Annotated in this window: 20 protein-coding genes and 1 pseudogene; 1 reads left to right on the forward strand and 20 read right to left on the reverse strand. The window is 37.0% G+C overall.

Annotated features, from left to right (window positions below; all coding sequences use genetic code 11):
- Nucleotides 1–7: 7 nt before the first annotated feature.
- The 20 genes from HOY35_RS07825 to HOY35_RS07920 all read right to left on the reverse strand — a co-directional run bounded on the left by HOY35_RS07825 (nt 8) and on the right by HOY35_RS07920 (nt 17,799).
- Nucleotides 8–676 (reverse strand): SHOCT domain-containing protein, encoded by a 669-nt coding sequence (locus HOY35_RS07825; protein WP_172211996.1) that lies wholly within the window; start codon nt 674–676, stop codon nt 8–10.
- Nucleotides 663–2,456: an excinuclease ABC subunit UvrC gene (gene uvrC, locus HOY35_RS07830; protein WP_172211994.1), complete on the reverse strand. Its 1,794-nt coding sequence runs from the start codon at nt 2,454–2,456 to the stop codon at nt 663–665. Before uvrC ends, HOY35_RS07825 begins: the two co-directional genes overlap by 14 nt.
- A gap of 636 nt (nt 2,457–3,092) precedes the next feature.
- Nucleotides 3,093–4,028, reverse strand: coding sequence for a YitT family protein (locus HOY35_RS07835; protein ID WP_172211992.1), 936 nt, complete (start codon nt 4,026–4,028; stop codon nt 3,093–3,095).
- The gene (locus HOY35_RS07840; protein ID WP_172211990.1) at nt 4,000–4,386 is read right to left on the reverse strand and encodes a hypothetical protein; all 387 of its coding nucleotides are present in this window, start codon (nt 4,384–4,386) and stop codon (nt 4,000–4,002) included. The genes HOY35_RS07835 and HOY35_RS07840 overlap by 29 nt, the downstream gene beginning before the upstream one ends.
- Complete coding sequence (locus tag HOY35_RS07845; RefSeq protein ID WP_172211988.1) at nt 4,386–5,153, reverse strand: competence protein CoiA; 768 nt, start codon at nt 5,151–5,153, stop codon at nt 4,386–4,388. The genes HOY35_RS07840 and HOY35_RS07845 overlap by 1 nt, the downstream gene beginning before the upstream one ends.
- A 103-nt stretch (nt 5,154–5,256) precedes the next feature.
- On the reverse strand, nt 5,257–5,433 hold the full coding sequence (rpsU, locus tag HOY35_RS07850) for a 30S ribosomal protein S21 (RefSeq protein WP_002356740.1): 177 nt from the start codon (nt 5,431–5,433) through the stop codon (nt 5,257–5,259).
- Between the two features lie 165 nt (nt 5,434–5,598).
- Nucleotides 5,599–5,781, reverse strand: coding sequence for a DNA-directed RNA polymerase subunit beta (locus HOY35_RS07855; protein WP_172211986.1), 183 nt, complete (start codon nt 5,779–5,781; stop codon nt 5,599–5,601).
- A gap of 138 nt (nt 5,782–5,919) precedes the next feature.
- Nucleotides 5,920–7,218 carry a UDP-N-acetylglucosamine 1-carboxyvinyltransferase gene (murA, locus tag HOY35_RS07860; RefSeq protein WP_172211984.1) on the reverse strand — a complete coding sequence of 433 codons (1,299 nt, stop codon included), beginning with the start codon at nt 7,216–7,218 and terminating at the stop codon, nt 5,920–5,922.
- A 200-nt stretch (nt 7,219–7,418) separates the two neighbouring features.
- Complete coding sequence (locus tag HOY35_RS07865) at nt 7,419–7,658, reverse strand: DUF1146 family protein (RefSeq protein WP_172211982.1); 240 nt, start codon at nt 7,656–7,658, stop codon at nt 7,419–7,421.
- Nucleotides 7,659–7,794: 136 nt separating this feature from the next.
- A complete protein-coding gene (locus tag HOY35_RS07870) occupies nt 7,795–8,214 on the reverse strand; it encodes a F0F1 ATP synthase subunit epsilon (protein WP_172211980.1) in 420 nt (139 codons plus the stop codon).
- 9 nt (nt 8,215–8,223) lie between these two features.
- Nucleotides 8,224–9,630 (reverse strand): F0F1 ATP synthase subunit beta, encoded by a 1,407-nt coding sequence (gene atpD, locus HOY35_RS07875; protein WP_172211978.1) that lies wholly within the window; start codon nt 9,628–9,630, stop codon nt 8,224–8,226.
- A gap of 24 nt (nt 9,631–9,654) precedes the next feature.
- Nucleotides 9,655–10,533, reverse strand: a complete 879-nt coding sequence (locus HOY35_RS07880; RefSeq protein WP_172211976.1) for a F0F1 ATP synthase subunit gamma — start codon at nt 10,531–10,533, stop codon at nt 9,655–9,657.
- Nucleotides 10,534–10,544: 11 nt separating this feature from the next.
- Nucleotides 10,545–12,074 (reverse strand): F0F1 ATP synthase subunit alpha, encoded by a 1,530-nt coding sequence (gene atpA, locus HOY35_RS07885; RefSeq protein WP_172211974.1) that lies wholly within the window; start codon nt 12,072–12,074, stop codon nt 10,545–10,547.
- 68 nt (nt 12,075–12,142) lie between these two features.
- Entirely contained in the window at nt 12,143–12,673 is a 531-nt protein-coding gene (locus tag HOY35_RS07890) for a F0F1 ATP synthase subunit delta (RefSeq protein ID WP_172211972.1), read from the reverse strand.
- On the reverse strand, nt 12,663–13,175 hold the full coding sequence (gene atpF, locus HOY35_RS07895) for a F0F1 ATP synthase subunit B (protein WP_172211970.1): 513 nt from the start codon (nt 13,173–13,175) through the stop codon (nt 12,663–12,665). Before atpF ends, HOY35_RS07890 begins: the two co-directional genes overlap by 11 nt.
- 38 nt (nt 13,176–13,213) lie before the next feature.
- On the reverse strand, nt 13,214–13,432 hold the full coding sequence (atpE, locus tag HOY35_RS07900; protein WP_172211968.1) for a F0F1 ATP synthase subunit C: 219 nt from the start codon (nt 13,430–13,432) through the stop codon (nt 13,214–13,216).
- 21 nt (nt 13,433–13,453) lie between these two features.
- The gene (gene atpB / locus HOY35_RS07905; protein ID WP_172211966.1) at nt 13,454–14,176 is read right to left on the reverse strand and encodes a F0F1 ATP synthase subunit A; all 723 of its coding nucleotides are present in this window, start codon (nt 14,174–14,176) and stop codon (nt 13,454–13,456) included.
- 307 nt (nt 14,177–14,483) lie between these two features.
- Nucleotides 14,484–15,095: a nitroreductase family protein gene (locus HOY35_RS07910; protein WP_172211964.1), complete on the reverse strand. Its 612-nt coding sequence runs from the start codon at nt 15,093–15,095 to the stop codon at nt 14,484–14,486.
- A 114-nt stretch (nt 15,096–15,209) separates the two neighbouring features.
- Nucleotides 15,210–15,650 carry a SprT family protein gene (locus tag HOY35_RS07915; protein ID WP_172211962.1) on the reverse strand — a complete coding sequence of 147 codons (441 nt, stop codon included), beginning with the start codon at nt 15,648–15,650 and terminating at the stop codon, nt 15,210–15,212.
- Between the two features lies 1 nt (nt 15,651).
- Nucleotides 15,652–17,799, reverse strand: a complete 2,148-nt coding sequence (locus HOY35_RS07920; protein WP_172211960.1) for a Tex family protein — start codon at nt 17,797–17,799, stop codon at nt 15,652–15,654.
- A gap of 104 nt (nt 17,800–17,903) precedes the next feature.
- Between HOY35_RS07920 and HOY35_RS13485 the strand changes: the two are divergent.
- Nucleotides 17,904–17,990 (forward strand): annotated as a pseudogene (locus tag HOY35_RS13485) (SPJ_0845 family protein); the annotation flags it as partial.
- Between the last annotated feature and the right edge of the window lie 10 nt (nt 17,991–18,000).

The raw sequence follows: 18,000 nt of genomic DNA on the forward strand, positions 1-18,000 counted from the left end.
TTTAACCTCAACTTAATAATTTTTGCTTGTAGGTTTCATACTCCGCTTCTGTAATTAAGCCTTCGTCCAAGGCCTGCTTGGCTTCTCTTAAGCTTTGATACAGCGCTCTCGTATCATAACGCACATCTTTCCTTATACTTTTGTTCAATGGCTGGTCGCTTGCGCCCCTACCATCCATTATGCCATCCTTACTATCACTAATGCCCTGTTGAATCATTTTAGTAATTTTTCTGATGACATTTTTGGTCCAAAAAACACTAAAATAATCACCAAAGGTTTCTATCTTAACACTTCCAAAAATCAGATAGGTTTCAGGATTAACATTATTAATATTGGATAATGGAATATTAGTTGCATCATGATGCAAGGGACGCCAATGGGCATAAATTAAACGCTGCTCCGTTGTAATGGCGTATGCATAAAAGCCTTGAGTATCGCGATAACGAATTTTTTCATTTTCAAATGACTGTGTCGTATTACCGTATTCGCCTTTTCGTTGGCTATCCCATGCACGATGTCGACCAATAAAGCTAACTAGAACTCGTTCCTTGTCTAATAAACTTTCTTCAATTAATTTAAAATGACGTTTTTGTAGCCAGCCACCAATCAAAGGTGTCCAGTTAAACCCTAGCTTATGCCTTCTCGCATAATAATACATTTCCTCAGCTGTCTGCATTCTCATCACCCGCCCTTAATTTATCTTGAACTGCAATCGCGACATTTTTTGGTATGCCAATTTCAACTATTTCATCTAAATTAGCTGCCTTTATTTTAGGCATTGATTTAAAGGCTTTCAATAATTTTTGTTTTCGCTTAGGACCCAAGCCTTCAATCCCATCAAGTAAAGAGGCAAAAGAATTTTTACTTCGTACTTGCCTGTGAAAGCTGATTGCGAAGCGATGGACCTCGTCTTGCACGCGCTGCAATAAGAAAAACTCTTCAGAATTTCTTGACATGGGTATAATTTCAAGAGGCTCACCAAATAATAAATCGTGAGTTTGATGCTTCTCATCCTTAGCAAGACCAGCAATTGGTACATCTAAGCCAAGCTGATTATTTAAAACATCCTTGGCAATGTCAATTTGCCCCTTCCCACCATCAATCACAATCAAATCTGGCAGGGGTAGATTATCCTTTATCACCCGTGCATAACGCCGGTAAACTACCTCTCTCATCGAAGCATAGTCGTCTGGACCGCTCACAGTCTTAATTTTATATTTACGGTAATCCTTTTTACTTGGTTTACCATCAACAAAAACAATCATCGCTGAAACTGGGCTTGTACCCGAAATATTTGAATTATCAAAGGCTTCAATTCTGGTAGGTCTAGGAATATTTAACCTTTCACCTAATTTATCAATTGCCCCATAGGTTCTTTCGATTTGTCTTTCAATCAAATTAAATTTCAGGTCTAGCTGAACCTTGGCGTTTTTAATCGCTAGATTAACTAGCTTCTTTTTTTCACCGCGCATAGGCTGAGTAACCTTTGTGGATACAATTGCAGCCACTGACTCCTGACTGATGTCGCTAGGAATGAAGATTTCTTTCGGTATCAAATGCTCTGCTTCACCATAAAATTGACCAATGAAGGTCAGAAAATCCGCCTCAACCTCGTTATAAAATGGAAAAATAGAGACATCACGTTCAATCAGTTTACCTTGACGAATAAAGAAAACCTGAACACATAGATAGCCTTTATCCGCATAATAGCCGAACACATCGCGATCCTGTAAATCAACATAGGTCATTTTTTGCTTCGTCTGCAAGGTTTCAATCGCTTTTATCTGATCACGAAATTCAGCTGCTTTTTCAAAGGCCAGCTCTTTTGAAGCCTGTTTCATCTTTTCTTGTAGACGCTTTGTAATTTTATCTGCGCCACCATTTAAAAAAAGGCGGATTTCATTTACCATTTCAGGATAGATGTGCTTATCAATTTTGAAAACACAGGGTGCCAAGCATTGATTGATATGATAATAAAGACAAACCTCATTAGGTAGTGTTTTACATTTTCTTAATGGAAAAAGGCGGTCTAAAAGCTTTTTAGTTTCATTAGCGGCCCCGACATCAGGGTAAGGACCAAAGTATTCAGCCTTATCCTTTAAAACCTTACGAGTAATTAATAATCGAGGATATTTTTCGTTAGTAATTTTAATAAATGGATATGTTTTATCATCCTTTAGCATGATATTAAAGCGGGGGGAATTTTGCTTAATAAGATTAATTTCTAAAAGCAAGGCTTCAATATTTGATTCGGTAACGATATATTCAAAATCTTCAATTTCTGATACTAAACGTTCTGTTTTAGTATCATGTGAACCCCGAAAATAACTTCTAACACGATTTCTCAATATCTTTGCTTTACCAACATAGATAATTTCGTTATTTTTATTTTTCATAATATAGCAGCCCGGTGAGTTGGGTAATAGCTTTAATTTTTCATGGATTCTTTCATTCATAGTAATTCACCTAGTTATCTTAATTTCAAAAAATAGTCAATTATGTTCTCATTATAACAAAAAGTCGACTAAAAAGGGCTCAATATCAAATTGATGTGGTTTGGCTAAAATGCTCGAGATAGATGTTTTGTCAGCATAAGCTGCTGCCTTTTGCCATTGCCGCTTACCTCCCTTAAATTACGGAGCAATTTAAGACGGTTATTTAAAATGCTGAAACGACTTGGTCTGACAACTGCGAATGTTAGTCGAAAATTCAAAGTGTCAGTTTTTGACACGGCAAATTTTAACTCAGGAGCACTTTTTCAAGCCATTGAAGCTAGATTAGTGACCGCTGATTATAGAAGTATGCTTTGAAGGTTCCGTATTATCGTTAACTTGGAATTCTGTCTAGGAAACAATTCCAAATTGACGGCACAGGTGCAGCTTTAGTGCGAAAACGTTATTATTTCTCGAAAAGATTGGATTATTCGCAAGCATAAGTGCGATTTCATTTTTGGACAATATGTCTTGCTTATCAGCCTTAAACAAATAAATTGGACCGAAATATTTATCAGTCCAATTTATTATAATGCCTCAAAAAGCGGTATTATCACTTTAGTCGACTTGTATTTATCTTCAGCCCTTATTATTTATAAATTACTTTTGTTTGATTTCTGCCTGCTGCATTTCTTCAATTCTTGATTGTTTTATTTTACGTTTAACCTTTTGCTTATTTTTTTGAAAGGCTTCAAAGCTAAAGCCTTCTCCCAATACCTCATGGACATTAATGATTGAGACAAAAGCCTTTGGGTCAATTTTTTCAATCTTACGTTTAACCTCGTGGATTTCACGTGGGTTCAGCACAACATAAATAATTTTTTTATCCTGCTTTGAATAGGCACCCTCACCATTTAAATAGGTCACACCACGTTCAATCGTATACATTACTTCGTTGGCAATCTGTTCATACTTGCTTGAAATAATCAGCATACCACGAACTGTGTAACCGCCAGATTGAACAAACTCAACCACCCGAGAAAAGACAAAGGAAGCAATTAGAGTATACATCATATGTTGAATATCAATATAAAGCAGCGAAAGACAAAGAACAACCGCATCGATGCATAATAAAATTTTACCTAGGGAAATACCAAACCAATGCTGCGCTAGTCGGGCAATAATATCACCGCCACCGACGATACCACCACCACGAAAAACCAAGCCGCCACCGACACCCGCGCTGACTCCAGCTAAGATGGCTGCAATCAGCATATCATGGCTCACATCAACATAAATTGGAACTTTTTGCCAAATATACATGAAGATTGATAAACAGGAAATACCATAGGCTGTAAAAAAGAGACTTTTTTTGCCTAGGACCTTCATTGAGATAAGCACTAACGGCACATTTAAAATGAAATTACTATATGCCGGATTAATATCAAATAATGCCTTACCAATCAGCGTAATCCCAGCAATGCCACCTTCTGCCAAATGATTTTCCATATTAAATTTTGTAAAGCCAAAACTATAAATCGCAATTCCGAGAGTAACAACAAGTAAATTACGAATCAATGATCTTTCTTTTTTCATTTCTTTTCCCATCCCTAAGCTGCGCACTTAGCCATTGATTAATCTGCAAGGGTGACTGAATTTTAAAAGCAGATACTTGCACATTTTGTTTGTCTATAATTTTAAATTTATTATTAGTAATCACTAACAATCGTTGAGCTGCCAAGCATTGAATTTCAAAAGCAAGTATTGCTTTAATAAATAATTGAGATTTAATCAAGATAGGTAGTTGAACCCTATCTGCAAAATTAGCCATTAATTCTGAAAATGTTCTTGATTGTTTCAGAAATTCTATAAGTTCAATTCTAAAGCGTAATGGCTGATAAAACAATGGGAAAATGCTCGGATAATAAAAATAATCAGGTAAATTTTGAAGCACTAGCCCCTTTTGATAGCAAAAGGATGTAGGCACATCCACTGCTGGTTTGCGTAATATAAGCCTTTGCGCACAATCAAGCTGGTCATAGTCCAATCTACATTGCCAGATAGACTATTTGAGTGAATCCGATATGGCAACCTAAGGTGATTAATAATATTCCCTTGAAAAAATGCGAACGTCTTCTTTTGATAGCTGATGCTTCGCTCCAGATCTACATGAATCATTTCTATTAATTCCAGCTGTTTTTGATTAATTTGCCAAAGAAAGACACCAGAATTTATCGAAAAAGCACACATTGCCAATTGTAGGCTGGTCAGCCTTGACTTAATCTGCATTTTTTCGCCAAGCAGCCAAATCACTTGATAACCATGATCTAAATAATTTTTCGTCCGCGTATTGAAACGCTGAATTGATAGTGGGCTGCATTGAATTTCAATTGCTAAATGATGATTAATAAGTAAATCAGGAATTTGCTTTAATTCTATTAAATAATATTCTATTTGACAATTATAATTTTGCTGTTGAAACCATTTAGCTAATTGACATTTCAAGTCATGATGTAATTCAGATTCATTCTCGCTATATGCCTGACAGGTTTCCAAGGTAGTATGCGCAAAATGTGGTTGCTTAATAATACCATTTTTTAAAATCAGCCGAGCATGGCAAGCGGGACAAAACCACTTTAAATCCTTAAATCCCTTTATTTCATTGTAGTCATAACTCATCAAACAGATTTTTTGACCTAGACTGTTAATAGCAGTAAACATCAATCCGTTTCCCCCAAATACATTTTTTATTATATATTTCGAGAAAAACGTAAAAAAAGGACCGCAGTATGCGGACCTTTCATATTAATGTCAAAATAATTGACTAGAATTTCTTACGTTTGCGTGCTGCTTCTGATTTCTTTTTACGTTTAACAGAAGGCTTTTCATAAAATTCACGTTTACGTGATTCTTGCAAAGTACCTGCTTTAGAAACCGAACGTTTGAAACGACGAAGAGCATCATCAAGAGATTCATTTTTACGTACTACAGTTTTTGACATAATTATCCCTCCCTCCGAGCTAATCGTAACTAATTTTTAATAAAATCATATAAAAACTGTCCTTTATTAGAATAACAAAAAGATTTTAGATATTCAAATCATTTTGAACAAAAAAGTTAAAATGTTACAAAATAATCACATCTTAGTCAAATTGAAACAAAAAAACTAACCAAAAAGACTAAAAAAGTTTTTCCAAGCGGCAGCATTCATTATTTCAGAAGCCTTGCCACTTCCAATTACACTATAGCCAATCACGATACCAAAATAAAAGACAACGGCTGCAATCACCAGCACAGTGATTAAACGAACTAAACTAAAGCCGATATGCTTAAGCATGTCTATATTCAATTCTATCACTCCCTTCGTTGTATGAGAAAAAACCTTTTTACATATCTTACCATAATACAAAGTAATAATGCTAGAGCCTGATGCGTCATAAATAGCAATAGCTAATCTTTAAAAGATTCTATTATTTCAATCATTAGCTTAAATCACTTCTGCTTCAGCTACTACTGCATCTGGCACATCAATACGCGCCACACTTGCACCTAAAGCCTGCAGCTTTTCGTGAAATTTATAGTAGCCACGATCTAAATGATGTAAATCAGTTACAATCGTTTCACCATTCGCAACCAAACCAGCAATAATCAATGCTGCCGCTGCTCTAAGGTCAGTTGATCTAACAATAGCACCCTGTAATTTTTTACCGCCATAGATAACTGCTGAATTGCCTTCGATCTCAAAATCAAGATTCATTCGGCGTAGCTCATTCAAATGTTGAAAACGACTTTCAAAAATCGTTTCGGTCATCATATTTTGCCCACGCGCTACTGCTTGTGCAATCGTCATTTGTGCTTGCATATCAGTTGGAAAGCCCGGATGTGGTAAGGTCTTAACATTTGTTGGCTTTAAATACTTCGGTCCAATCACGCGAATACTCTCATCTGTCACTATAAATCGAGTACCCATTTCCTGTAGCTTAGAAATTAATGGTCGATTATGCTCGGCAATGGCATCTAGGATTTCAATATCGCCACCAGTTACTGCTGCTGCGACCATAAAGGTTCCTGCCTCAATTCGGTCTTGAACAATGGCATGCTCAGCACCATGAAGCTTATCAACGCCAGTAATCTGCATGGTTTCAGTACCCGCACCTTTAATTTTAGCGCCCATTTTATTCAAAACATTTGCTAAATCAATAATTTCTGGTTCTCTGGCCACATTTTCTAATATTGTAACGCCCTTAGCCTTAACCGCAGCCATCATAATATTTTGAGTTGCACCAACTGAAGGAAAATCCAAATATATTTTAGCACCAATTAATTCATCAGCTACTGCTTCAATATAGCCAGAATTCTGAGTAATCGTCGCACCTAAAGCTTCAAATCCTTTTAGATGCAAATCAATTGGACGTTTACCGATTGAACAGCCACCAGGCATCGATACTCTTGCACGACCACAGCGTGCTAACAGAGGTCCCATAACAACTGTTGAAGCCCTCATTTTACTAACATATTCATATGGTGCATCAAAGCCTAAATCGGCAGAGGCGTCTATTAATACCTCATGAGCGCTTTGGTCGAAATCGACAGTTGCATTTAAATGACGAATCACTTGATTCATTGAAAATACGTCGGACAATATCGGAACATTACGTAGATGCATTGTCCCTTCCTCTGCTAAGATGCCTGCTGCTAGAATGGGTAATACAGCATTTTTTGCACCCTCAATTTTGACAGTCCCTTTTAATACGTTATTACCACCATGAACAACGATTTGCTCCACAAAAACACTCCTATCTTGTCTACCGTTTAGACTCATACCAAGTATTGAGCTTCCGGCCAGCTCGAATATAATTTAATATTTAATTATAAAATTAATTTTGCCAAAATCTATTCATCATTATAAGCTTTAGCACTCTAAAAAACAAGCTTAGAGCAATTTCTTAATATTATCAGATTTTTCAGACTTTTTTAAATGATTAATTATTGAAATGAGATTAATAAATTTCGTGTCAAATTTAAAAACTCTAAAAAAAATGAACTAACAGAAAAGCCGATTGCAATCGATAAAAATGTTAAAAATAATCGAATCGCAGAAGAATTTTGGAATTCTTTTTTAAACCAAGTTTCTAAATTAATTGCATTCACTGCTCTGAAAGCTAAAAATATAAAAATAAAATGTGATAAAATTCTAACAACGGCATCTATTCCATAGACCTGCATTTTTTACCTCCTTTAAAAAAAGTATTCTGAAAGCAAGGCTCTCAAAATACTTTTAAATAATTTTCGATAGGCGAATTAATATAATTTGCCTACATTTGCTACATTCAAAAAAATAATAAAATAGACTCAATACGCATTATAAATGCTTCGCTACATTAATCCGATTTAGCGCACGATGAAGGGATACCTCAGCACGCTTTAGCTGATCGATATTGTGAACCTTATTAGCCTCTTCAATTAATTTTTCAGCACGAATCTTAGCACGCTCTGCACGAGAAACATCGATATCGCGTTCTCTTTCAGCAGAATCGGCAAGAATTGTCACTAGATTATCCTTAACCTCAATAATGCCACCATTTACAGCTACCCAATCAACGTGCGTGTCAGAATCTGTCCGGCGAATTTTAACCTCATCAATCGTCAAAGGTGCAACAATTGGAATATGGCTAGCCAAGATACCAATTTCACCTGCCAGGGTCTTAGCAACAACTAAGGAAGCATGGTGATCATAGACTAAACCGTTTGGCGTAACTACATTAACCGTCATCACTGCCATTCAATCACCTTAGCTTTCTAAGCTTTTCGCTTTTTCAATCACGTCTTCGATTGGGCCTACACTTCTAAAGGCTTCCTCAGGTAAATCATCGTATTTACCATCCAAGATATCTCTAAAGCCTTTGATTGTTTCAGCCACTGGTACATAAGAACCAGGCTGACCCGTAAAGGTTTCAGCGACATTAAAGTTTTGCGATAAGAAAAATTGAATACGGCGCGCACGACCAACCAAGGTTTTTTCTTGATCTGATAATTCATCCATCCCTAAAATCGCAATAATATCCTGTAATTCACGATAACGCTGTAAAACGCGTTGTACCTCAGTCGCAACCTCATAATGCTCCTCACCAACAATTTCAGGTGCTAGGGCACTTGAAGAGGAGGCCAATGGATCAACGGCAGGATAAATCCCTTGCTGCGTTAAGCGACGTTCCAAGTTAGTTGTCGCATCCAAATGCGCAAATGCTGTGGCTGGCGCTGGGTCAGTATAATCATCGGCTGGTACATAAATTGCTTGAATTGAGGTTACAGAGCCCTTCTTGGTCGAAGTGATACGCTCCTGTAATTGTCCCATTTCTGTCGCAAGTGTCGGTTGATAACCAACCGCAGACGGCATCCGACCTAATAAGGCCGAAACCTCTGAACCGGCTTGGGTAAAGCGGAAAATGTTATCAATAAATAACAAAACATCCTGTCCTTCAACATCACGGAAATACTCAGCAATCGTTAAACCAGTTAAGGCAACACGCATCCGTGCACCAGGTGGCTCATTCATTTGTCCGAAAACCATCGCTGTTTTTTCGATAACACCCGATTCCTTCATCTCATGGTAAAGGTCATTCCCTTCACGAGTTCGTTCACCAACACCAGTAAAGACGGAAATACCACCATGCTCTTGCGCAATATTGTGAATCAATTCTTGAATTAATACAGTCTTACCAACACCGGCACCACCGAAAAGTCCAATTTTACCACCCTTTAAATATGGGGCTAATAAATCGATAACCTTAATACCAGTTTCTAAAATTTCGCTACTTGTATTCAATTCATCAAACCTTGGTGCAGATTTATGAATTGAATGACGCTCAGCAGTTTCTGGGAATGGTGCTTCTAAATCAATTGTATCTCCTAAAACATTAAAGACACGCCCTAATGTTTCCTTACCTACTGGTACAGAAATTGGTTTCCCTGTATCCAGCACCTCCATCCCACGTTGTAGGCCATCAGTTGATTCCATTGCAATGGAACGAATGATGCCTTCGCCTAATTCGAGGGTTACTTCTAAAATAACCTTTTGTTTCTTTTCATCATTCTTATATACGACAAGTGCGTTATTAATATCTGGTAAAGTTGCATCTTGCGGAAATTCAATATCGACGACGGGTCCAATGACCTGTACGATTTTTCCAGAACTCAAATTTAAATCCTCCCATCTTGATAATTACTCTAGCGCTGCCGCTCCGCCGACAATTTCAGTAATTTCCTGTGTAATTGTCGTTTGTCTTGCTCGATTATACGAAATTGTTAATTCATCAATAATCTTTTTGGCGTTATCCGTTGCAGTCTTCATTGCAGTCATACCAGCAGCATGTTCAGCAGTTTTAGCATCCAATATTGCGCCAAAAATCAGGCTTTCTGCATATTGCGGTAATAGGACATCCAAAATTGCTTCTTCAGACGGCTCAAACTCAAAGGTCTGGCTGATTGTTTGAACATCTACATCCTCAGTATCAAGATCACAAATTGGTAGCATTCGTTCAACACGAAATCGACTTGTTAATGAATTGACATGGTGATTATAACAAACATATAATTCATCAAATATGCCCTCTTGATACATATTTGTTGCATTCTGAACAATTTTTCGCACTTCATCAAATGTTGGATGATCAGAAACACCACGCATTTCATAAGCAATATCTAAACCACGATTTTTAAAGAAATCAGAACCAACGCCGCCAATTGCCAAAACAACAATCTCTTGATGATCTTGATGATCCTGTTCAAACATTTGCATCGTTTGCTTTAAAATCGTTGAGTTATAACCACCAACTAAACCCTTATCACTTGAAATAATGATATAGCCGGTCTTTTTAACTGGTCGTTTAATCAGCATTGAATTTTTAGAGCTACCACTACTTGAAGCAACCAAGTGTCTTGTGACTTCTCTAACCTTACTTGCATAAACTTGAAAATCCTTTGATAAGCTTTCTGATTTGTTAAGCTTGGCACCAGAAACCATCTGCATCGCATTAGTAATCTGACTTGTTTTTCTGGTTGAGGCTATTCTTGTTTTTATTTCGTTTAAAGAGGCTCCCATTGTTTTCCCCCTTACGCCTTGGCACCATCTGGTTGAGCATTGTATGATGTCGTTGATTTAAATGATGCAATCACAGCGTTCAATTGATCAGCTTCTGGTAAATCATGCGTCTTAACGATTACTTCAAAAATTTCTGGATGCTGAGATTCAATGAAATCAAACAAATCACTTTCAAACTTCAAAATTTGATTTACTGGAATTGAATCCAAGTAACCGTGCGTCAACGCATATAAAATAACTACCTGTTTTTCAACCGCTAATGGCGCATGTAGCTTTTGCTTCAAAATTTCAACGGTTCGGCGACCACGATTTAATTTCGCTTGCGTCGAGGCATCCAAATCTGAACCAAATTGTGTAAAGGCTTCTAATTCACGATAACTAGCAAGATCCAAGCGTAGCGTCCCAGCAACCTTTTTCATTGCTTTGATTTGTGCGGCACCACCAACCCGAGATACAGATGATCCAGCATCAATCGCCGGTCTAATACCTGAATAGAATAAATCTGATTCTAAGAAAATTTGTCCGTCCGTAATTGAAATGACATTCGTTGCAATATAAGCCGAAATATCACCAGCCTGTGTTTCAATAAATGGTAAGGCCGTCATCGAACCGCCGCCTAGCTCATCTGAAAGCTTAGCCGCACGCTCTAATAAACGAGAATGTAAGTAAAATACATCACCCGGATAAGCTTCACGGCCCGGTGGACGACGTAATAATAGTGACAACTCGCGATAAGCAACTGCTTGTTTCGATAAATCATCATAAACGATTAAAACATGTTTGCCATTATACATAAATTCTTCGCCCATTGCGGCACCAGAATAAGGCGCTAAATAAAGCAATGGTGCAGGTTGTGATGAGCCTGCCGTAACGACAATTGTATAATCTAATGCGCCATGCTTTCTTAAAGTTTCAACCTGTGTTCTGACGGTTGAGTCCTTTTGTCCAATTGCAACATAGATACAAATCATATCCTTACCCTTTTGGTTAATAATTGTATCAATCGCAATAGATGTTTTACCAGTTTTCCTATCGCCAATCACCAATTCACGTTGGCCTCTACCAATCGGCACTAATGCATCAATCGCCTTCAAACCAGTTTGTAATGGCTCTGAGACTGATTGACGTTGCATCACACCCGGTGCTTGAAATTCAACTGGACGGACTTTATCCGTCTTAATTTCACCTAAGCCGTCAACAGGCTGTCCCAGTGCATCAACAACACGACCAATTAAGGCAACACCTACTGGCACTTCCATAATTTTACCAGTTCTTTTAACGCTATCACCTTCACGAATATCTTCAAAATCACCTAAAATAATAATACCAACATCGTTTGTTTCTAAATTTTGCGCCATACCGTAAGAACCATTGTTAAATTCCAACAATTCTCCGCTCATTACATTCGTAAGACCGTGTGCGCGTGCAATACCATCCCCAACATAAGTTACTGTCCCTGTTTCAGTTACAGTGATGACCTGTTGGTAATTTTCAATCTGTTGTCTAATTACGGCACTGATTTCCTCAGCTTTGATTGCCATTCACTCCACACTCCCTAATTCAATTAACAATTAACAATTAACAATTAACAATTAACAATTAACTGTTATCATCTGATTTGCTCAGCAATTTGATCCAACTGAGTTTTCAGGCTGCCATCAATAATTTTATGGTCAACCTCAACGATAATCCCGCCTAATATTTCTGGTGCAACTCGTTGTTCGACCTCTATTGCCTGATAATCAAATTTAACTTTAAGCTGTTCAACTAGCCGAGTCATCTGCTGATTACTCAATTCAACAGCTGAGGTAATCGTTACTTGACCTGTTCCAGTTTCTTTTCGATATTCAGCCTTATACTGTTCAAAAATATCTAAAATCAAAGGTAATCGTCTGTTTTGATACAGCACTTCTAAAAAATTTTGAACATGAGGCATCGCCTGTGATTTTAACGCATCTACAACATCTCTTTGAGCCGAAAAAGTAGCCAATTCAAAAATTGTAAACACATCAGAATTATTTGAAATAATGTTAATCAGTGCATCTATTTCAGCACTAATCGCCGAAAGCTCATTATGTGTTTTTGCGACACTTACCAATGCTTCAGCATATTTGTTAATAATTTCATGATTATCGGTCATGTTGATCACCTAGCTTATCAATATATTGATTGATTAATTCTTGGTGTGCTTCAGGCGATAATTCCTTGCCCAAAATTTTTGAAGCTAAGAGCACAGAGATATCCGCAACATCGTCTTTAATTGAATGAATCGCTTCACTACGTTCATATGCGATTTCTTCTTGAGCTTTTACCTTTATTTGTTTTGCTTCTGAAGTGGCTTCGTTAATAATATTTTCTCTTGAAACATTGCCGCTTTCTTTGGCCTTTTTTAAAATTTCTGTCGCTTCATTATGACTATCATTTAGTTTAACTTCACGTTCCTTGGCCAACTGCTCAGCCTTCACTTTAGCCTGTTCAGCATCAGTGATGTCTTGAGAAATTTTAGCTGCCCGTTGCTCTAAAATGCCAGTAATATTTTTCCAAGCAAATTTTTTGACCAACAATAATAAAATAATTAAAGCACCAGAAACAACAATTATATTCCCCAAAGTTGTTTTAGGGGCTACTTCTAATAAAATCATGAGTCTAACACATCCTTTCTAAAGAGTATTTGACTCGATTATTTACCTAAAAGAATGAATGCAATAACGATTGCTAAAATTGGTAGTGCTTCAATCAACGCGACACCAATAAACATAGTCACACGTAATTGACCGCTCATTTCAGGCTGACGCGCCATGCCATCAATTGTTTTGCTTACAACTAAACCATTACCAATACTAGCGCCGATTGCTGCGCACCCTGCTACGATTGCTGCTCCAAGTAATGCTAAATCCATTTTAAATTTCCTCCTAAATTTTTACTCTTCTTCGAGTACAACTTTATGACTTGTATAAACCATTGTTAATGTGACAAAAATATAAGCTTGAATACATGAGATAAAAATTGAAAAACCTATCCAAACCATTTCAAGTAAGATGGCAATAGGCGTTACTAAAAGACCATGACTAACACCTAAATTTGCTACTAAAGATAATAAAACCTCACCAGCATAAATATTACCATATAACCGTAGACTAAGCGTTAGAAGATTTGTAAATTCTTCTAAAATCTTAATCGGTAATAAAAAAGGTAACGGTTTTGCAAACGAATTTACCAAATACGTTTTAAAACCAAAGCGTTGAACACTCAAAAAATGCCCCATCAATAGAACCAGTCCAGCTAAAGTCATTGTGACAATTGGATCAGCAGTTGGTGACTTCCAAAGTGTAATATCATCTCCAACCACAATATGCGTCACTAAGCCAATATTATTTGCAACTAATAAAAAGGCAAATAAGACAAAGCCGAGCAAATGAAAGTTATTTAATTCCTTCGCAGGTAAGTTATCTTTAATTGTTCCACCTACAAACTCAACTAAATACTCTAAAACATTTTGCTTACCCTTTGGCCTAAGCTGCATATTACGACTAGCCCAGTAAATCAAACCAAAAACAATCGCGCATGTCAAGACGACCATAATTAAAACAGTACCATCAAAATAAAGCGGTCCTATTGGAAAAATCCAGGATTTTTCACTCACATCATTCACCTCTTTTCTATTAAACTAACCACTTTCATTTCGCAGAAAAACAAGAAAAAAATATCTACATTTAAGCAAAATGATAAATACATTCTACGACTTAGGTCTGATTTAAACAAGTAAAAACTGAATAAAAAAAATTCTTTTTTTATGTAAACGATTACTATTAATACTCATAATTTCGAAAACCCTTGCCACACTCTACGTTAAGAAAATTTAATAAAAAAATATTCCTATGCTCTTTATACCAATCCTAGTTGTATAACGCAAAAAACATCTCCCATTTAATGGAAGATGCTTTATTTTCTTAATGGAACACCTTAAAACGTTCATCATCGCTAGTAAATTCTTTTTCTGAAGCGGGCGCCTCAATTGAACCAAAAACAAGCTGACTTTTTAATTCCCAATTTTCTGGAATCGCCCAGACCTTGGCAACTGAGTCATTAATCACTGGATTATAATGTTGTAAATTAGCACCAATCTCTAACTCGGCTAAAGCAGTCCAAGCATTAATTGCTGCAATGCCTGTCGATTGTTCAGACCAGTCAGGAAATTTATCAGCGTATAAAGCAAACTGCTCTTGAAGATTTTTAACAATTGCTGTATCTTCAAAAAATAGTGCTGTCCCAAATGCTGCCTTAAAGCCTTCTAGTTTTTGCTTTGTGCCTTCAAAGGCTTCATCAGGTACACCTTGACGCTTCATTTCAATTTTTAAATCTTCAGCCACTAAATCCCACAATTGTGTTTGTGACTCTCCTGTTAAAATAACAACGCGAGAGGTTTGAGAATTAAATGCAGAGGGTGACAAGCGAACAGCCTCTTTAATTGTACCTTCAATCTGAGAAGCTTCCACATTAACGTTTTTACCTAATGCATAAATCGAACGACGCTTTTCTAAAGTTTCTAAATAGTTTGACATAATTTTTACCTACCTTTTTTAAAATGTTTTGTCTACATTTAGAAGTTTACCAACTTACCTTATGTAAGTAAAATGATAAGCTCACTTTTTTTTAGCTACCTCAAATAAAAATGATCACATATAACGAGTCGTTTGATAAATCAATTTTCCTGAGCAACGGCCACAGCGAAAACGCTTGGTATCAATTTGACGAACCCGCTTAAATTCCTGCCCGCATTTTTGACATTGATAAATTCGATATTTTTTTGACATGACTTTTGGACTATACCTTAGCCCATCCACCTTAGCAAGTAAATTTTTGAAATCTCGATCGCGATGCTGATAGCCTTTTTTCTGGCGAAATAAATGGTAATGACAAAGTTCATGACGAATAATCTGTCGAAATTGAATACTTGTCAATCGTTGATACATTAGCGGATTAAAGGCCAGATGACAATCCATTGGGTAAAAAAGACCACCCGTTGTTCGTAGACGATTATTCCAGACTGCTTGATGTTCAAAGGCTAAGCCAAAATCTTCAAGTGAAACCTGTTCAACCAAAGTTTGAAGCTCCAAATCAAGCACTTCCAATCATTGATAATCCAACCTTTTCCTTATCATGATCAACATTGATTACCCAAACCTTGATGACATCTCCAACTGAAACTACCTCACTTGGATGCTTAATGAATTTATTGGCAAGCTTTGAAATATGAACTAAACCGTCATGCTTAACGCCGATATCAACAAAAGCACCAAAATCTGTTACATTTCTAACAGTTCCCTCCAATGCTTGACCGACAACTAAATCTTCAATTGACAAAACATCTGATTTTAAGACTGGACGTGAGAGATTTTCTCGTATATCTCGGCCCGGCTTTTGTAAGTTATCAACAATATCACGTAGTGTCGTCTCACCGATTGATAGTTCAGTAGCCATTTCAGCTATATTAACTGTTTCAAGCTGTTCGATAACCCGTTTCTCACCTAGAGCAGCCTTTTCAATTCCTATTCGAGCTAAAAGTCGATTTGCCACCTCATAGCTTTCAGGATGAATTGCTGTATTATCAAATGGATTCCGACTCTCTAAAACACGTAGGAAGCCCGCAGATTGCTCAAAGGCCTTTGGTCCTAATCTTGGTACCTTTTTCACCTCTGTCCGTGATTGAATTAAGCCATTTGCTTCACGATATGCCACTATATTCTCAGCAATAACTTTATTCAGTCCAGCAACATGCTCAAGCAGCTCAGCCGAAGCAGTATTTAAATTGACCCCCACCTGATTAACCACTGTTTCAACAGTAAAATCAAGACTCTCCGTTAATTTTTTTTGTGCAACATCATGCTGATATTGACCAACACCGATTGATTTTGGATCAATTTTTACTAATTCTGCAAGTGGATCTTGGATACGCCTAGCAATAGAGATGGCACTTCTTTTTTCGACTGTCAATTGTGGGAACTCTCGACGTGCATTTTCACTAGCCGAATAAACCGAAGCGCCTGCCTCATTAGTAATTACGTAATAAACTTTTCGTTTAATTTTTTTTAGCTGAGCAGCCACAAAGTGCTCGGATTCACGGCTGGCTGTACCATTACCAATTGAAATCATGGTCACTTGATATTTTTCAATCAACGAGATTAGTCGCTCACCAGCCTGCTCAATTTCATGTGACTTAGCAGGCTTGACTGGATAGATGACCTCAACCTTCAAAAGCTTGCCCGTCTCATCGACAATCGCTAATTTAGCGCCCGTTCGATAGGCTGGATCGAAGCCCAAAACAACTTGACCACGTAATGGTGATTGTAATAATAAGTGCTTTAAATTATCAGCAAAAACATCAATCGCACTTATTTCTGCCCTTTCCGTTAGCATCGCTCTGATTTCGCGATCAATTGCTGGCAGAATCGATTTTTTTAATGCATGTTCGATTGCTTTTTCAAGATATGAGGTTGCATCACTTGCTTTTGTAATAAAACGTGCTTGATAAAAGCGTTGGATTTTATTCATATCGTGAACCAATTTAACCTTAAGCACGCCTAATTTTTCACCACGATTAAGTGCTAAAATTCGGTGATTAGGTAGCTTTGAAGCCAGCTCTGAAAATTGATAATACATTTCAAAAACACGTTTTTCATCATGATCAGCCTTCTTCAATTCTGACTCGAATAAGGAATGATTCTCAGCCTCGTGCCTAGTCCATCGACGAAGCTTCACATCTTCTGCAAATGACTCTGCAAGAATATCAATCGCGCCATCAAGTACCTTTTCTACTGAATTGATATTTTCGTTAACAAATGACTTAGCATAATCTAGCACTTGATTATTTTGTTTCAAAATATAAACCGCTAAGGGTAATAAACCATTTTCCTTAGCAATACTTGCCTTCGTTTTCTTCTTGCGCTTGTATGGTAAATACAAATCTTCAACATCCTGTAATTTTTCAGCCTGTTCAATCTGTTTTCTTAATTCAGGTGTTAGTTTTTCTTGAGCCTCAATCGCGTTAATAATTGTTTGCTTACGCTCATAAAGTGACCTTTGCTTTTCAAAGGTATCAATAATTTTTTTGATTTCGATTTCATCTAAATTACCTGTCATTTCCTTACGATAGCGTGCAATGAAGGGAATTGTATTCCCCTCCTCCGTTAAGGATAAAACTTTCTCAATCTGGCTTTTTTTAAAATCCAGCTGTCTTTGCGTTGCCATAAAAATTTCACTGTTCATAAATTCACCTCATCGTTAAGTTTAACACATTTCAATAATTGTGTTAGAATAATAGCCATAAGTCAACTTGTTCAATTCAAGGAAATTCAGAGAAAGGGGCTCTAATGGCAATTAAAATTGATAGAAATGATGATTTAGATAAACTATTTGAAAGCTTTGCAGTCGATCCTAAAGCTAAAGAAGAGGTTGAGCTACGTCAGG

This window comes from Enterococcus sp. MMGLQ5-1, from assembly GCF_013155265.1.
Lineage (GTDB): Bacteria > Bacillota > Bacilli > Lactobacillales > Streptococcaceae > MMGLQ5-1.

What these genes read in the sequence shown, in the direction of transcription:
- HOY35_RS07890 (WP_172211972.1), bottom strand. Translation starts at nt 12,673, where the DNA reads ATGACCGATAATCATGAAATTATTAACAAATATGCTGAAGCATTGGTA.
- HOY35_RS07910 (WP_172211964.1), bottom strand. Translation starts at nt 15,095, where the DNA reads ATGTCAAACTATTTAGAAACTTTAGAAAAGCGTCGTTCGATTTATGCA.
- atpE (WP_172211968.1), bottom strand. Translation starts at nt 13,432, where the DNA reads ATGGATTTAGCATTACTTGGAGCAGCAATCGTAGCAGGGTGCGCAGCA.
- HOY35_RS07920 (WP_172211960.1), bottom strand. Translation starts at nt 17,799, where the DNA reads ATGAACAGTGAAATTTTTATGGCAACGCAAAGACAGCTGGATTTTAAA.
- atpA (WP_172211974.1), bottom strand. Translation starts at nt 12,074, where the DNA reads ATGGCAATCAAAGCTGAGGAAATCAGTGCCGTAATTAGACAACAGATT.
- HOY35_RS07845 (WP_172211988.1), bottom strand. Translation starts at nt 5,153, where the DNA reads ATGTTTACTGCTATTAACAGTCTAGGTCAAAAAATCTGTTTGATGAGT.
- HOY35_RS07880 (WP_172211976.1), bottom strand. Translation starts at nt 10,533, where the DNA reads ATGGGAGCCTCTTTAAACGAAATAAAAACAAGAATAGCCTCAACCAGA.
- HOY35_RS07865 (WP_172211982.1), bottom strand. Translation starts at nt 7,658, where the DNA reads ATGCAGGTCTATGGAATAGATGCCGTTGTTAGAATTTTATCACATTTT.
- uvrC (WP_172211994.1), bottom strand. Translation starts at nt 2,456, where the DNA reads ATGAATGAAAGAATCCATGAAAAATTAAAGCTATTACCCAACTCACCG.
- HOY35_RS07870 (WP_172211980.1), bottom strand. Translation starts at nt 8,214, where the DNA reads ATGGCAGTGATGACGGTTAATGTAGTTACGCCAAACGGTTTAGTCTAT.
- atpF (WP_172211970.1), bottom strand. Translation starts at nt 13,175, where the DNA reads ATGATTTTATTAGAAGTAGCCCCTAAAACAACTTTGGGGAATATAATT.
- HOY35_RS07825 (WP_172211996.1), bottom strand. Translation starts at nt 676, where the DNA reads ATGCAGACAGCTGAGGAAATGTATTATTATGCGAGAAGGCATAAGCTA.
- rpsU (WP_002356740.1), bottom strand. Translation starts at nt 5,433, where the DNA reads ATGTCAAAAACTGTAGTACGTAAAAATGAATCTCTTGATGATGCTCTT.
- HOY35_RS07835 (WP_172211992.1), bottom strand. Translation starts at nt 4,028, where the DNA reads ATGAAAAAAGAAAGATCATTGATTCGTAATTTACTTGTTGTTACTCTC.